The sequence below is a fragment of the Streptomyces sp. NPDC054786 genome (assembly GCF_053611685.1).
The window spans coordinates 25,840-41,164 of record NZ_JBSHAW010000050.1 but is presented as its reverse complement, the minus strand read 5'-3'; the positions used below and the strand labels follow the sequence as shown (position 1 = coordinate 41,164).

14 protein-coding genes and 1 riboswitch are annotated in these 15,325 nt (G+C 70.2%); of the genes, 11 read left to right on the top strand and 3 right to left on the bottom strand.

From position 1 onward, the window contains the following. Positions 1-18: 18 nt before the first annotated feature. On the bottom strand, positions 19-420 hold the full coding sequence (locus ACWGI6_RS32770; protein WP_362614685.1) for a DNA-binding transcriptional response regulator: 402 nt from the start codon (positions 418-420) through the stop codon (positions 19-21). 263 nt (positions 421-683) lie between these two features. Here ACWGI6_RS32770 and ctaE point away from each other — a divergent pair, with 263 nt between their 5' ends. The 6 genes from ctaE (at position 684) to ACWGI6_RS32740 (ending at position 7,885) form a co-directional block, all read left to right on the top strand. Continuing rightward, positions 684-1,304 carry an aa3-type cytochrome oxidase subunit III gene (gene ctaE, locus ACWGI6_RS32765; protein WP_393910279.1) on the top strand — a complete coding sequence of 207 codons (621 nt, stop codon included), beginning with the start codon at positions 684-686 and terminating at the stop codon, positions 1,302-1,304. A gap of 87 nt (positions 1,305-1,391) precedes the next feature. Then, on the top strand, positions 1,392-2,201 hold the full coding sequence (qcrC, locus tag ACWGI6_RS32760) for a cytochrome bc1 complex diheme cytochrome c subunit (RefSeq protein ID WP_393910278.1): 810 nt from the start codon (positions 1,392-1,394) through the stop codon (positions 2,199-2,201). Further along, positions 2,198-3,262: a cytochrome bc1 complex Rieske iron-sulfur subunit gene (gene qcrA, locus ACWGI6_RS32755; RefSeq protein ID WP_393910277.1), complete on the top strand. Its 1,065-nt coding sequence runs from the start codon at positions 2,198-2,200 to the stop codon at positions 3,260-3,262. The genes qcrC and qcrA overlap by 4 nt, the downstream gene beginning before the upstream one ends. Beyond that, complete coding sequence (gene qcrB, locus ACWGI6_RS32750) at positions 3,259-4,896, top strand: cytochrome bc1 complex cytochrome b subunit (protein ID WP_453270872.1); 1,638 nt, start codon at positions 3,259-3,261, stop codon at positions 4,894-4,896. Before qcrA ends, qcrB begins: the two co-directional genes overlap by 4 nt. Positions 4,897-5,071: 175 nt before the next feature. Further along, positions 5,072-6,136, top strand: a complete 1,065-nt coding sequence (gene trpD, locus ACWGI6_RS32745) for an anthranilate phosphoribosyltransferase (RefSeq protein ID WP_453270871.1) — start codon at positions 5,072-5,074, stop codon at positions 6,134-6,136. Positions 6,137-6,227: 91 nt separating this feature from the next. Continuing rightward, positions 6,228-6,345, top strand: a riboswitch (SAM riboswitch). Between the two features lie 169 nt (positions 6,346-6,514). Beyond that, on the top strand, positions 6,515-7,885 hold the full coding sequence (locus ACWGI6_RS32740; RefSeq protein WP_453270870.1) for an aminotransferase class V-fold PLP-dependent enzyme: 1,371 nt from the start codon (positions 6,515-6,517) through the stop codon (positions 7,883-7,885). A 495-nt stretch (positions 7,886-8,380) separates the two neighbouring features. Here the strand turns inward: ACWGI6_RS32740 and ACWGI6_RS32735 are convergent, their stop codons facing one another. Continuing rightward, positions 8,381-8,662, bottom strand: coding sequence for an Lrp/AsnC ligand binding domain-containing protein (locus ACWGI6_RS32735; RefSeq protein ID WP_393910273.1), 282 nt, complete (start codon positions 8,660-8,662; stop codon positions 8,381-8,383). Beyond that, on the bottom strand, positions 8,659-9,339 hold the full coding sequence (locus ACWGI6_RS32730) for a rhomboid family intramembrane serine protease (RefSeq protein ID WP_453270890.1): 681 nt from the start codon (positions 9,337-9,339) through the stop codon (positions 8,659-8,661). Before ACWGI6_RS32730 ends, ACWGI6_RS32735 begins: the two co-directional genes overlap by 4 nt. Before the next feature lie 292 nt (positions 9,340-9,631). On the opposite strand from ACWGI6_RS32730, the gene ACWGI6_RS32725 reads away from it, so the two are divergent. From ACWGI6_RS32725 to ACWGI6_RS32705, 5 genes are all read left to right on the top strand, one after another. Continuing rightward, positions 9,632-9,871 carry a hypothetical protein gene (locus ACWGI6_RS32725; protein ID WP_030086623.1) on the top strand — a complete coding sequence of 80 codons (240 nt, stop codon included), beginning with the start codon at positions 9,632-9,634 and terminating at the stop codon, positions 9,869-9,871. Between the two features lie 18 nt (positions 9,872-9,889). Further along, positions 9,890-11,263, top strand: coding sequence for an NYN domain-containing protein (locus tag ACWGI6_RS32720; RefSeq protein WP_453270869.1), 1,374 nt, complete (start codon positions 9,890-9,892; stop codon positions 11,261-11,263). A gap of 303 nt (positions 11,264-11,566) precedes the next feature. Then, a complete protein-coding gene (locus ACWGI6_RS32715; RefSeq protein WP_453270868.1) occupies positions 11,567-12,592 on the top strand; it encodes an NlpC/P60 family protein in 1,026 nt (341 codons plus the stop codon). Positions 12,593-12,826: 234 nt separating this feature from the next. Beyond that, on the top strand, positions 12,827-13,879 hold the full coding sequence (locus tag ACWGI6_RS32710; protein WP_453270867.1) for an NlpC/P60 family protein: 1,053 nt from the start codon (positions 12,827-12,829) through the stop codon (positions 13,877-13,879). A 51-nt stretch (positions 13,880-13,930) separates the two neighbouring features. Further along, on the top strand, positions 13,931-15,313 hold the full coding sequence (locus ACWGI6_RS32705) for a hypothetical protein (protein ID WP_453270866.1): 1,383 nt from the start codon (positions 13,931-13,933) through the stop codon (positions 15,311-15,313). The last annotated feature ends 12 nt before the right edge of the window (positions 15,314-15,325 follow it).

The window sequence follows — 15,325 nt, the reverse complement described above, 5'->3', positions numbered from 1 at the left end:
CGTCGCCCAGCGGGCCGCTCAGGCCTGTACGAGGTTCCTGCGGCGCAGCAGGCCGGCCAGGGCGTCGGCGAAGGCCACCGGGTCCAGCGGATGCGTCACCGCGGCATCCGCACGGCTCCAGGTGGCCAGCCAGGCGTCCTGGGGGCGGCCGATCAGCAGCAGCACCGGCGGACACCGGAAGATCTCGTCCTTGATCTGCCGGCAGACGCCCATCCCGCCCGCGGGCGCCGTCTCGCCGTCCAGCACACAGACGTCGATGCCGCCCTGCTCCAGGGCCGTGAGGACGGCGGGCGCGGTGGCGCACTCCAGGATCTCGATCTGCGGGGCATCGGCGGCGGGGCGCCGTCCGGCCGCCAGCCGGACCTGCTCGCGGGTGTTGGCGTTGTCGCTGTAGACCAGCACCGTGGCAGTCGCCTGCATCGTTCCTCCACGCTTCGTAGCGGCACAGCATCGGGTGAGGCGGATGCTACTCCCGCAGCGCGGGCCCGCAGGAGGGGTTGAGCGGATCCAAGATCTGCCCGACGGGCCGTCAGGAGCGGCTCCGGCGCGGCCGGCGCGCGTCGGTGCCCCCGATCGGTCCCCCCTTCGGGCGACCGCCGAAATGGGCCGTACGAGCAGGGCATACGCCCTTGACACACCGAACGGCACCCCCCGGAGTGAGGGCGGGATAAGCGACCGACATAATGTCGGTCGTGGCGACAGCAACGACAGTAGAAACCGGGCACGCGCACCCGTCGGTCAATCGGCCGAACCTCACCAGCGTCGGAACCATCATCTGGCTGAGTTCCGAGCTGATGTTCTTCGCGGCCCTCTTCGCGATGTACTTCACCCTTCGTTCGGTGACCGGATCCGAGTATTGGAAGGAATCCGCCAGTGCGCTGAATCTTCCGTTCTCCGCGACCAACACCACGATCCTGGTGCTCAGCTCTCTGACCTGCCAGCTCGGCGTTTTCGCGGCCGAGCGCGGCGATGTCAAGAAGCTCCGGGCCTGGTTCGTGGTCACCTTCATCATGGGTGCGATCTTCATCGGCGGTCAGGTCTTCGAGTACACGGAGCTGGTCAAGCACGAGGGCCTGTCGCTCTCGTCCGGCCCGTACGGCTCGGTGTTCTACCTGACCACCGGCTTCCACGGAATGCATGTGACGGGCGGTCTGATCGCCTTCCTGCTGGTCCTGGGCAGGACATACGCGGCCAAGAGGTTCACCCACACGCAGGCCACCGCGGCCATCGTCGTGTCCTACTACTGGCACTTCGTCGATGTCGTCTGGATCGGCCTCTTCGCCACGATCTACCTGATCCGGTAACCGGTACCGGGCCTGACTGCCGGGCCCGCATTTCAGACAGACATAGCCAAAGCATCGACGCAGAAGATCCTGACACCGGGGTAATCCGTGAAAAAGCTCTCCGCACGACGGCGCCATCCGCTGGCGGCGCTCGTCGTCCTACTCTTCGCGCTGGCGGTCACTGGGGGGCTGTACGCCGCGTTCGCGCCGGCGGACAAGGCTCAGGCCGATGACACCGCCCAGTCTCTTGCCGTCAAGGAGGGCAAGAAGCTCTTCGCCGTGGGCTGCGCCAGCTGCCACGGCACCGGCGGTCAGGGCACCTCCGACGGCCCGAGCCTGGTCGGCGTGGGCGCCGCAGCCGTCGACTTCCAGGTGGGCACCGGCCGTATGCCCGCCCAGCAGCCCGGCGCCCAGGTGCCGAAGAAGAAGAACATCTACAACAACGCCCAGATCGATCAGCTCGCGGCCTACGTCGCGTCGCTGGGCCCCGGCCCGAGCGTGCCGTCCAAGGAGCAGTACAGCCCCGAAGGCGCCAACATCGGCAAGGGCGGCGAGCTGTTCCGCACCAACTGCGCGCAGTGCCACAACTTCACCGGCAAGGGCGGCGCCCTGACCGACGGCAAGTTCGCACCGACGCTCGAGGGTGTGGACCCGAAGCACATCTACGAGGCCATGGAGACCGGCCCGCAGAACATGCCCTCCTTCGGCGACGGCTCGCTGGCGAAGGAGAACAAGAAGGACATCATCGCGTACCTCGACGCCGTCAACGGCGATGAATCCGAGAGCCCCGGCGGCCTCGACCTCGGCGGTCTCGGCCCGGTCAGCGAGGGTCTCTTCGGCTACATCTTCGGCCTGGGCGCGCTGATCGCGGTCGCCATCTGGGTCGCAGCCCGGACTACGAAGGCCAAGAAGTCATGAGCGAGACTGGACGACACGAAGACGTGCCAGAAGAAACACTTCCCGGTGAGCGGGAGACGGCTCACGAAGGCGCGGTGGCCACGGCGGAGAACCCGTTCGCCGACCCGGGCCTGCCGGCCCACGAGCACCGGGCCCAGGACATCGACGAGCAGGCCGCGAGGCGCTCCGAGCGCACCGTGGCCCTCCTCTTCCTGGTGTCGATGGTGGCCACGGTCGCCTTCATCGCCTCGTACGTGGCGATCCCGATCGACAAGATCGTCTACATCTGGCCGATCGGTCACATCAGCGCGCTGAACTTCGCGCTCGGTCTGACGCTCGGCGCGGCGCTCTTCTGCATCGGCGCCGGTGCGGTCCACTGGGCCCGCACGCTGATGTCGGACGAGGAGGTCGCCGACGAGCGCCACCCGATCGAGGCTTCGCCCGAGGTCAAGGCCAAGGTGATGGCGGACTTCGCGGAGGGCGCGAAGGAGTCGCAGTTCGGCCGCCGCAAGCTGATCCGCAACACGATGTTCGGCGCGCTGGCCCTGGTGCCGCTCTCCGGCGTCGTCCTGCTGCGTGACCTCGGGCCGCTGCCCGGGACCAAGCTGCGCACCACGAACTGGAAGAAGGGCGTCCGGCTCGTCAACCAGTCCACCAACCTCCCGCTGCGTCCCGAGGACATCGCGGTCGGCTCCCTGACGTTCGCCAAGCCCGAGGGCCTGGAGGAGAACGACGAGGAGTTCGCCGAGAAGATCGCCAAGGACGCCCTGATGCTCGTGCGGATCCAGCCGCAGGACATCAAGGACAAGCACGAACTCTCCTGGTCGCACGAGGGCATCGTGGCGTACTCGAAGATCTGCACCCACGTGGGTTGCCCGATCAGCCTGTACGAGCAGCAGACCCACCACGTGCTCTGCCCCTGCCACCAGTCGACGTTCGACCTCTCTGACGGTGGCCGGGTGATCTTCGGTCCGGCCGGACACGCCCTGCCGCAGCTGCACATCACGGAGAAGGACGGCTTCCTGGAGGCCGCAACCGGCTTCGCGGAGCCCGTCGGCCCGAGCTTCTGGGAGCGCGGATGAGTAACGAGACAACCGCGACCACCACCCGCCGTGGCCCCGCGCCACGGGGCGAGCGGATCGCGGACTGGGCGGACGGTCGGCTGGGCATCTACAGCCTCGCCAAGTCCAACATGCGCAAGATCTTCCCGGACCACTGGTCCTTCATGCTGGGTGAGGTCGCGCTCTACAGCTTCATCATCATCATCCTGACCGGTGTCTATCTGACGCTGTTCTTCCACCCGAGCATGGCCGAGGTGACCTATCACGGTTCCTATGTGCCCATGCAGGGGATCCGGATGACGCAGGCCTTCGAGTCGACGCTGGACATCAGCTTCGACGTCCGGGGCGGGCTGCTTATAAGGCAGATCCACCACTGGGCCGCGCTGGTGTTCCTGGCCGCGATGATGGTCCACATGATGCGGGTGTTCTTCACCGGCGCCTTCCGCAAGCCGCGCGAGGTCAACTGGCTGTTCGGCTTCCTGCTGTTCGTGCTGGGCATGTTCACCGGCTTCACCGGCTACTCGCTCCCCGACGACCTGCTCTCCGGTACCGGTGTGCGGTTCATCGAGGGCGTCGTCCTGGCGATGCCGCTGGTCGGTTCGTACCTGCAGTTCTTCATCTTCGGCGGGGAGTTCCCGGGGCACGACATCATCCCGCGGTTCTTCACGGTGCACGTCCTGCTGCTGCCGGGCATCATGCTCGGCCTGCTGGTGGCGCACCTGATCCTGGTCTTCTACCACAAGCACACCCAGTTCCCGGGTGCCGGCAAGACCAACAACAACGTCGTGGGCATGCCGCTGCTGCCGGTCTACATGGCCAAGGCCGGAGGCTTCTTCTTCCTGGTCTTCGGTGTGATCGCCGCGATCGCCGCGATCGCCAGCATCAACCCGGTGTGGGCGATCGGCCCCTACCGGCCCGACCAGGTGTCCACCGGCGCCCAGCCCGACTGGTACATGGGCTTCGCCGAGGGTCTGGTGCGTGTCATGCCGGGCTGGGAGTGGAACTTCTGGGGCCACACCGTCAACTTCGGTGTGCTGATCCCGATCATCATCTTCCCGCTGGTCCTGGTCGCGATCGCGGTCTACCCGTTCGTCGAGTCCTGGGTCAGGGGTGACAAGCGCGAGCACCACATCCTGGACCGCCCGCGCAACGTCCCGACCCGTACCGGCTTCGGTGTCGCCTGGCTGATCGCGTACTTCGTGATGCTGATCGGTGGCGGCAACGACCTGTGGGCCACGCACTTCCACCTGTCGATCAACTCGATCACCTGGTTCGTCCGGATCGCGTTCTTCGTCGGGCCGGTGCTGGGCTTCATCGCCACCAAGCGGTTCTGCCTGGGTCTGCAGCGGCGCGACAGGGACAAGGTGCTGCACGGACGCGAGTCCGGCATCATCAAGCGCCTGCCGCACGGTGAGTTCATCGAGGTCCACGAGCCGCTCGACCAGGAGCAGCTGCACGTGCTCACGCAGCACGAGCAGCCCACTCCGGTCGAGCTCGGCCCGGAGGTCGACGAGAACGGTGTGGCACGCAAGCTGTCGCTCTCGCAGAAGCTGCGCGCCCGGCTCTCGCGGAACTTCTACGGCGAGGACAACGTCATCCCGAAGCCCACGGTGGAGGAGTACAAGGAGATCACCAGCGGCCACGGCCACCACTGATCACCGCGGCGCCTCGTAGCGCACCGTAGGTAGCACGCCACCCAGAGGGCCCCGTCCTTCCCCGCGCTCGGCCTCGGCCGAGCAGGGGAGACCCCAATCCGGACGGGGCCCTCCGGCGTGCCGTCGTCTCGATAGGGTGACGGCATAAGCAGGAGACGAACCAGGAGTGTGGACCATGAACGTTGTGACCCCGGTGGGCGGCGACAGCGTGGCGGCCCACACCTGGCCGGGCGTCCTCAACGCCCTGCTCGACGGCCATGACCTCGCCGCGGACGACACCGCATGGGCGATGGACAAGATCATGCGGGGCGAGGCCACCGACGCCCAGATCGCCGGCTTCGCGGTGGCGCTGCGGGCCAAGGGCGAGACCGTCGCGGAGATCTCCGGACTGGTGCGCACGATGTATGCGCACGCCCGGCTGATCGAGGTGCCCGGGCCGAGCGTGGACATCGTCGGCACCGGCGGCGACGGCGCCAAGACCGTCAACATCTCCACGATGTCCTCGATCGTGGTGGCCGGCACCGGCGCCAAGGTCGTCAAGCACGGCAACCGCGCCGCGTCCTCGGCCAGCGGCGCCTCCGACGTGCTGGAGAAGCTCGGCGTCAATCTCGACCTCACCCCGCAGCGGGTCACCGAGGTCGCCCAGGAAGCGGGCATCACCTTCTGCTTCGCGGTGACGTTCCACCCCTCGCTGCGGCACGTCGCCAACGCCCGGGGCCAGCTCGGCATCCGTACGACGTTCAATGCGCTGGGCCCGCTGACCAACCCCGCGAGGGTCCGCGCCCAGGCGACCGGAGTCGCCGACGCCCGGATGGCGCCGATCCTGGCCGGGGTGCTCGCCGAGCGCGGCTCGTCGGCGCTGGTCTTCCGGGGCGATGACGGCCTGGACGAGCTGACCACGACCGCGACCTCCCGGGTCTGGATCGTCCGGGACGGCACGGTGCGCGAGGAGGCCTTCGACCCGCGGGACGTGGGGATCCCGCTGGTGCCGGTGGAGGCGCTGCGCGGCGCGGACGCGTCGTACAACGCGGAGGTGGCCCGCCGGCTGCTGGACGGGGAGACCGGTCCGGTGCGCGATGCGGTGCTGCTGAACTCCGCGGCGGCGCTGGTCGCGCTGGAGCCGACCGACGCCCCACTGGCGGAACAGATCCGGGCCGGTATCGACAGGGCCGCCGCCGCGATCGACTCGGGTGCGGCGCTTCAGGCGCTGGAGCGCTGGGTGGCCGCCAGCAACACATGAGCGCGCGGTGACGCGGAGTGTGACGCAAGCCCCGGTCCGGTATACGGACCGGGGCTTGCGCGCTGTTGCCGGTGTGGCATGATTCTGCGCAGGTCACGAGTGACAGCGATGCAGGCCCCGGCCCGCTGTCCGGCAACCCTCCTTCCGTGGCGGGGTGCCCCGGGTGATGACCAGGCCGCAGGCAGCGAGGTCTGCGGCAAGCGCGGATCCCTCGCCAGGGATCCTGGTCCCCGAGGGAGAACTTCCGTGAATCAGCGAATGCGATAGGGCTCGACGGCCCCTTTTTCGCACCCCTTTTCCTTTTCCGCTGCGGCGCCGTGCCGTGCGCTCCTGCGCCCCGCCCGCAGCGAATTCGCTTACCTCTTACGGGAGTTCGCCATGTCTGTTTCCGCCGTTGCCGCCGACCGCTCCGTGTGTGCCCCGCTGCCGGTTCTCGGCCGGGACGTGCTCGTTCCGCTCGTGACCGGCGGCGAGGTCGACTACGCCGCGCTGGACTACGCCGCCAGCGCGCCCGCGCTGCAGCGGGTCTGGGACGACGTGGCGGCCTACGCCCCGTACTACGGCAGCGTGCACCGCGGCGCCGGGTACCTCTCGCAGCTGTCCACCGACCTCTTCGAGAACAGCCGCCGGACGATCGCGGAGTTCCTGGGCTGCGGATCCGAGGACCAGGTGGTCTTCACCCGCTCCACCACCGACTCGCTGAACCTGCTCGCCGCCGTACTCCCGCAGGCCACCCGGGTGTTCGTCTTCGAGACCGAGCATCATGCCTCGCTGCTCCCGTGGGAGCAGCGCGCGGATGTCGCGGTGACCTACCTCAACGCGCCGCGCACCCCGCAGCAGGCGGTGGACACCCTGGAGAAGGCGCTGGCCGAGCGGGAGCCCTACGGCCCGGCGCTGGTCTGTGTGACCGGTGCGTCGAATGTGACCGGTGAGCTGTGGCCGGTGCGGGAGCTGGCGACCGCCGCACATGCGCACGGTGCGCGGATCGTGCTGGACGCGGCGCAGCTCGCCCCGCACCACCCCGTGGACATCGCGGAGCTGGACGTCGACTGGATCGCCTTCTCCGGGCACAAGCTGTACGCGCCGTTCGGCGCCGGTGTATTGGCCGGCCGCGCGGACTGGCTGCAGGACGCCGAACCGTATCTGGCCGGCGGCGGCGCCAGCCGCAAGGTCTCCCGGCGGACGGACGGCGGCGTGGACGTCGAGTGGCACACCACCGCCGCCCGGCACGAGGCCGGTTCGCCGAACGTCATCGGCGCCTATGCGATCGCCTCGGCCTGCCGGGCGCTGACCGAGGCCGGATTCGAGGGCCTGGTCGCCCGTGAGCAGGAGCTGATCGCCCGGGTGCGGGAAGGGCTGGCCGAGGTGCCCGAGGTGAACGTGCTCTCGCTCTTCGGCGAGGACGCGGCGCGGGTGGGCGTCCTGTCCTTCGTCGTCGAGGGCTGGAACAGCTCGCACTTCGCGGCGGCGCTGTCGGCGGAGTACGGCATCGGCGTCCGCGACGGCCTGTTCTGCGCGCACCCGCTCGTACGGACCCTGCTGGGCAGCGAGCCGCAGGAGCCGGGGGAGTGCGGGGCCCCGGAGGCGGCGCCCGGTGAGCGGTCGCTGAACGCCATCCGGGTCAGCTTCGGTGCCGGGACGCCCGACGAGCACGTCGAGCGGTTCGTCCGGGCGGTCAAGGAGCTGGTGGCGGACGGTGCGCGCTGGAACTACCGCACGGAGGACGGGCGTTGTGTGCCCGCCGTTTAATCCGTTGTCGGCCCTCTCGCCGTAGCGGTTGTTCGCCGTTGCGCCTGCGGCGGGCGGGGTCCGCTGCGCGGGGCTGTGGGTGCGGTGACGGGCCTGCGGGGCCTGGTGTGTGGACTGCTGCGCTTTACGTCCACACACCAGGCCCCTCCGGCCCGCCCCCTCCCGTGAGTGGATGGGTGAAACGTGGGTGGGGGCGGGCGTTCGGCCCGCGGGTTCACGTGCGAGACGCAAGGCGCACCGGACCACCTACCGGCACCCCCACCAGCCTTTTCTCCACCCCTCAACGGGAGGGGACGCGCCGCAGGACGAAGTCCGGAGGAGCGGCACCGCACCCGACAGCCCCGCGCAGCGACCCCAGCCCGCCGCAGGCGCAACGGTGACGAACCCCAACGGCGGCAAGCCGACAACGTGGGGTGCAAAGCACAGCGCAGCGGAGAGGCGCAACGGCGAACAACCACCACGGCGGGACAGCCGAAAACGTGGGATAAGGAAGGGCTACGCGTCGAGCCCAATCGCGAAGGCAGCCTCAAGGTCGTGCTGGGAGTACGTACGGAAGGCGATGTGCGTCTCCGTGGCGGCGACGCCGGGCACCTTGCTGATCCGGCCCGGGATGACGTCGGCGAGGTCGTCGTGGGCGGCGACCCGCACCATCGCGATCAGATCGTGGGCTCCGGTGACCGAGTAGACCTCGCTGACACCCTCCAGCGCGGCGATCTTCGCGGCGATCTCCGGGATCTGGTCCACGTTGGTCTTGATGAGCACGATCGACGTGATCACGGCTGGCTCTCTCCCTCGGTTGCCCGGTCATCTCCCCCGGTGGCCCCCACACTATCCCTCCCGTATCGGGCCCAGGCGTACAGGAAGCCGAGCGCGAAGCCGACGACATGGGCGAGGTAGGCGACGCCGGGACCGCGGGGGTCGTCCTGCGCGGCCTGCCACTGAAGGAAGAACCAGAACAGCAGCACGATCCAGGCGGGGAAGCGCAGCGGCAGGAAGAACAGGAACGGGAAGACGCTGGTGACCCGGGCCGTGGGGAACAGAAAGAGGAAGGCGCCCAGTACGCCGGAGATCGAGCCGGAGGCGCCCACCAGCGTCTGGCCCGAGGCGGCGTGTGCGGCCGCGTAGCCGAGCAGCGCCAGGTAGCCGATGATGAGGTAAAAGGCGGCGAACGGCCACCTGCCCATACGTGCCTCGGTCATCCCGCCGAAGACGTACAGGAAGAGCACGTTGCCGAGCAGATGCAGCCAGCTGCCGTGCACGAACAACGCGGTGAGCGGGGTGATCAGCGCCCGTACCGAACCGCTCCACAGATCCAGCGGGATCACGCCCCACCGCTCGAAATACGCGGTCTGGGCCTTCAGCAGGGCATCGCCGGTGCCGTATATCCGGTTCAGGCCGGAGGCGGGGCCGACCACGAAGACCGCACAGCACAGGCCGATCAGCACATTCGTCATCCGCGAGAACACCGCGGCCAGTGACTGGGTGGGGTGCGGAGGGCGGGGGAGGAGGCCGGACGAGCGGGGAGAGCGGGGTGAGGGGGCCGGCACCGTCATGAGGTGATCATGACCCAATGCGGGCAATCGGGACAGAGTGCCTCGCCGCGTCCCGGCACCTGGGCGGGCCCGCACCGGCCCCCCATCAGGCCGTAGGGTTACAGGCAGTACTTTGCGTACTTCCGCGATCCGACGGCGCACCGCGTGAACCGCGCAGCAGCACGAGACGACGAGCACGAAAGAGGACGACACGATGGCTGTTCCCCTGCCGACGGACGGAACCCGGTGGCGCTGCACCCTGTGCGGCAACCTCACGCGTTTCGATGTGACCCGCCGGTCGAAGGTCGTGGAGTACGTCCACCTGGACCTGGCCGGGGCGCCGACGGTGGAGGAGCGCGAGGTCCTCAGTGAGAGCATCGAGTCCGTGCGCTGCCGCTGGTGCAACGCGGTCGACCAGATCGAGCTGGTCGACCGCCCGGGCGCGAACGCCTGAGATCGGAGCGATGCAGCCGTGGTGGACCGTCCAGAAGGGGAGCCGGGGGCCCAGCGTGACGACGCACCCGAGGGTGCGGCCGACGAAGTGCTCGACCGTCCGCTGCCCGAGGGCGTACGGCGCCGTGTCGTGGCGCTCACCGCGGAGTCGTTCGGCGCACTGACCCTCGCCGAACTTCCGCCCCCACTGCGGCAGTACGCCCGGTTCACCCCGACTCGTCGGGCCAAATTCGCCGGAAATGCGATGGCCGCAGCGCTGGAGAGCGATGCGGTCTTCCGGCAGCGGATCGCGGGCAAGCTGCGTGAGGCGCAGTCTGAGCTCGCCGACGCGCTGGAGCACGGCACTCCGCCCGCGGCCGCCGATCCGCTCGATGTCGCGGCGGCCGCCTATGTGCTGCGCCCCGAAGGCTGGGTCAAGCTCGTCGCGGCGGCCGGCGAGGAGGCGCAGCGGGCGCGCGCCGAGCGGGCCGGCGAGGAGGCCGAACGGGAGCTGGCCAGGCTGCGCGAGGAGCTGGGGCAGGCGCGCGGCGAGGCCCGTACGGAGGCCGACCGGATCCGGGTGGACCTGGATGCCGTCCGCAAGGAGAACGAGTCGCTGCGGCGCAAGCTGCGCAGCGCACTGAGCGACGTCAAGCGCGGTGAGGCCGCGGTGCGCAAGGCCGAGCGCGCCATGGCGGACGTCCGGGACCGGGCGGCCACGGAGAAGACCGCGGCGGACAGCGAAGTGCGCCGGCTCAAGGCCCGGATCGCGGAGGCCGAGGCGGCGCTGGAGGCCAGCCGGCGCTCCACCCGCGAGGGCCGCAGCGTCGAGGACATGCGGCTGCGGCTGCTGCTGGACACGGTCCTGGACGCCGCGCAGGGGCTGCGCCGCGAGCTGGCACTGCCGCCCGCCAGCGTCCACCCGGCGGACACCGTCGAGGCGGTCGCACCGGGCCGGATGACGCCGAAGGACATTGCGACCCGGGCGCTGTCGGAGATGGATCCGGCGCTGCTCGACCAGCTTCTGGCGCTGCCGCAGGCGCATTTGGTGGTGGATGGCTACAACGTCACCAAAACCGGCTATCCGACCATGCCGCTCGACAAGCAGCGGCTGCGGCTGCTGGGCGGTCTCGCGGTGCTGGCGGCCCAGACCGGTGCGGAGATGACCTGTGTCTTCGACGGGGCGGAGCTGGCGGCGCCGGTACTGCTCGCGCCGCCGCGCGGGGTCCGGGTCCTTTTCAGCAAACCGGGCGTAACGGCCGATGAGTTGATTCGTCAGCTGGTTCGGGCCGAACCACCCGGCCGTCCGGTCGTGGTGGTCTCCACGGACCGGGAAGTGGCCGACGGTGTGGCGAGGGCCGGGGCGCGGCCGGTCGCATCGGCCTTGCTTCTCAAACGACTTGCGCGGACCTGACGCGTCGCCGCCCGGAGCGTCGGAACACGGGAAATCGCGGGTAATCCGTCTCTGAGCGTCAGTTGATGCTCACTGGCTGTGTGATGTTGGTAAAAGATGGGGCTGGTGGCGCAGATTTTTCCCCTGAGGATTTGAAGCGATCACAGCTCGGTTACTAAGGTCAGGCCCGAACCTTCATGCAGATGATTATCCAACCGGGATGAACAGGTGAAGGTACCGCCGAGTCCGCGGCGTTCACGCGGAGCCGGGGTCTCACCCCCCCACTTCCCGGTAGGCGGCTGGAGGAAGAAGGAGCTCGCCCCCGTGGCGTCCCACCGTCGACCCAAGCAGCCGAGCCGTACTCGCGTGACCGTGCTCACCGCCACCGCCGCGGCGGCCGTCGCCCTTTCGTCCCAGGCCGCCCAGGCCGCCCCTCATCAGTCGAAGAAGGACGTCAAGTCCGAGGTCGACAAGCTCTACTCGCAGGCGGAGCAGGCCACCGAGAAGTACGACGGGGTCAAGGAGCAGCAGGACAAGCTCCAGAAGGAGGTCGACGACCTCCAGGACAAGGTCGCCCGTGGCCAGGGTGAGCTCAACCAGATGCGCAAGGGCCTGGGCGCCGTCGCCTCCGGCCAGTACCGCAGCGGCAGCATCGACCCGTCGGTCCAGCTGTTCCTCTCCGGTGACCCGGACACCTACCTCGAAAAGGCCGCCACGCTCGACCAGTTGAGCGGCAAGCAGGCCGACCAGCTGAAGACCATCGCGGACAAGCAGCGCCGGCTGGCCCAGGAGCGCTCGGAGGCCACGAGCAAGATCCAGGACCTCTCCGAGACCCGTAAGGCGCTCGGTGACAAGAAGGACGAGATCAAGGGCAAGCTGGGCAAGGCGCAGCAGCTGCTCAACCAGATGACCGCCAAGGAGCGGGCGGCCATGCAGGCCGAGGAGAACCGCGCCAACCGCAGCAACCAGCGGGTCAACCTCGGCGATGACGTGCCGGCTTCGCAGCGCGGTGCGGCCGCCCTGGCCGCCGCACAGTCCAAGATAGGTTCGCCGTACGTCTGGGGCGCCACCGGCCCGTCCTCCTTCGACTGCTCGGGTCTGACCTCCTGGGCCTACCAGCAGGCCGGCCAGTCGCTGCCGCGTACCTCGCAGGCGCAGGCCAACGCCGGTACCCGGATCGGCTCGCAGAGCGCCCTCAAGCCCGGCGATCTGGTGCTCTTCTACGGCGACCTGCACCACATCGGTCTCTATGCGGGCAACGGCCAGGTGCTGCACGCGCCGAAGCCCGGCGCCGCCGTGCGCTACGAGCCGATCGGCAACATGCCGTTCGCGTTCGGCGTGCGGGTCTGAAAAGCCTCACAACCCTCTCAACCTGCCGCCCGAACGGGCGAATTGCGGCCTCGGCCGCTGACTTGCCGCCCCGCCGGTGACCTGCACAGTCACCGGCGGGGCGGCTTTTTGCGTACGAAAAGGCCGCTTTGGCCGGATCGCACCGGCGCCGTTACTGTCTGCCCTCGCAGCATCCGGTTCACCGACCGCCCTCCCGGGGCGGCAGGGGCTGCACACGGAAGGAGTGCGGCTCTCGTGGCGTCCCACCGCCGTACCTCGCAGCACGGCCCGACCACCCTCGCCGGGGTCACCGTGGTCTCGGCCGCCCTGGCGACCGCGGCCGCCGCGCTGTCGGCCCCGCAGGCCTCCGCCGACCCCACCCCCGTCAGCCGCACGGCCGTCGGCCGCGATACGGCGACCGCGCGGGTCGACCACCTCTACGAGCAGGCGGAGCGGGCCACCGAGAAGTTCAACGGCGCGGGCGCACGGACCAAGAAGCTGCGCGACCAGGTGGCGGCCCTGCAGGACCGCACCGCCCGCGCCCAGGAGCGGGTCAACCGGATGCGCGGCAGGCTGGGCGCGCTGGCCGCCGCCCAGTACCGGGCCGGCGGGATGGACCCCACCGTCAAGCTGATGCTCTCCGAACGGCCCGACAGCTACCTGGAGAAGGCCTCCGCCCTCGACCGGCTCGGGACCCGCCAGGCCGGCGAGCTGCACGGGCTGAGAGCCGCACAGCGCTCCCTGGAGCAGCAGCGCAGGGAGACCGCCGGGAAGCTGGCGGAGCTGGAGGCCGGCCGCAAGGAGGTCGCGCGCCACAAGAAGGACGTCCAGCACAAGCTGGCCACCGCGCGGCGGCTGCTGGACGCGCTCCCCAGGGACGCCAGGGAGGCCTACGCCCGGGCCTCCAGGAGCGACGGGCGCCATGAGGCGGTCCCGGACCTGCGGGGAGCCGTACCGGCCTCAGGACGGGCCGCCGCGGCTGTCGCCGCGGTGCGCGCCGCGGTCGGCTCGCCGTACGCGTGGGGAGGCAACGGGCCCTCGGCCTTCGACTGCTCCGGACTCACCCAATGGGCCTACGGCCGGGCCGGCGTCTCCATCCCGCGTACCTCGCAGGCTCAGCGCGGCGCCGGCCGGCAGGTGCCCCTCAGCCGGATGCAGCCCGGTGACCTGGTCATCTACCGCTCGGACGCCAGCCACGTCGGGATGTACGTCGGCAATGGCCAAGTGGTCCACGCGCCCTATCCCGGCGCACGGGTCCGCTACGACCCCGTCGGGATGCTGCCGATCTCGTCCGTCACCAGGCCCTGAGGCGGAGCGCAGCGTTTTTGCCCCGGCCGGGGCGGATCTACGATCGTCCGCATGTCACACCAGTGGGCGGGACGGCGGCCGTCGCGGGCCGGGGCGGCGGGCTGCGCCGCCCTGCTCCTCGCGCTGCTCGCCCCGCTGGCCGGCTGTGCGCCCGCGACCTCCACACCGGCCCGCTACCCGGACGTCCAGCGGATGCTCGACACCCGTGCGCGGGCCGTCCAGCGGCGGGACGCGGTGGGCTTCCTCGCCTCCGTCGACCCGCGGGCCGGCGGCTACCGGGACCGACAGCGCACGATGTTCGCCCATCTGGCAGCCGTGCCACTGGCCGACTGGCACTACGACCTCGACTCGACCGGCGCCTTCCCGCTCGCGGCCGGCGAATCCGACACACACCTGGCCGCGAAGGTGCGGCTGCGCTACCGCATCAAGGGCTACGACACCTCGCCGGTGCACGCCGTCCAGTACCTCACCCTGACCCGGCGCCACGGCCACTGGCTGATCTCCTCCGACACCGAGGGCGCGGCGGCGGGCCGGAGCGGCACCCGCCAGCTGTGGGACCAGGGCCCGGTGCGGCTGGTCCGCGGCCAGCACAGCCTGATCCTGGGCGGCGCCGGGCATCTGGCGCGGCTGAAGGATCTGGCGCGCCGGGTGGACCGGGCGGTGCCCGCGGTCTCGGCTGCCTGGAAGGGGAAGTGGTCGAAGAAGGTCGTGGTCGAGTCGCCGGACTCGGTCGAGCGGATGGCGCAGCTGATGGGCAGCGACGATGCGTCCGGCTATGCCGGGATCGCGGCGGTCACCACGGGCGAGGCGGGCGTCTCGACGAGCACGCCGGCGGACCGCGTGATCATCAACCCCGATGCCTACGAGGAGCTCAACGACCTGGGCCGCAGGGTGGTCCTCACCCACGAGACCACCCATGTCGCCACCCGCACGGCCACCACGGCAGCGACCCCGCTGTGGCTCTCGGAGGGCTTCGCCGACTGGGTCGCCTACCGGGGCGGCCGCCGCAAGGCCGCCACCACCGCCCCGGAACTCACCCGCGCGGTCGCCCGGGGCAAGGCCCCCGCCCGTCTGCCGACCGACGAGGACTTCGGCTTCAAGGCCGGCGCCGACCGGCTGGCCAAGGCCTACGAGGGCAGCTGGCTGGCCTGCCGGATGATCGCCGACAAGTGGGGCGAGGCCAAACTGATCGCCTTCTACCGGGCGGCCGGCAAGAGCGCGATACGGGTCTCGTCGGGGAGCGCGGGGGCGCCGATGGAGGCGGCCACGGCGGTCGCCGCGGGCTCCCGTCCGGCCTCACGGGCCGGCGCCGGTCGTCGGCCGCCGGCCCACGCCGACCGGACGGACCGCGCCCTGCGCTCCCAACTGGGCGTCGGACTCGCGGAGTTCACCCGGCAGTGGCGGGCGTATGTGAAGGCACAGCTGCGGCGGTGAGGGCGGGCGGCG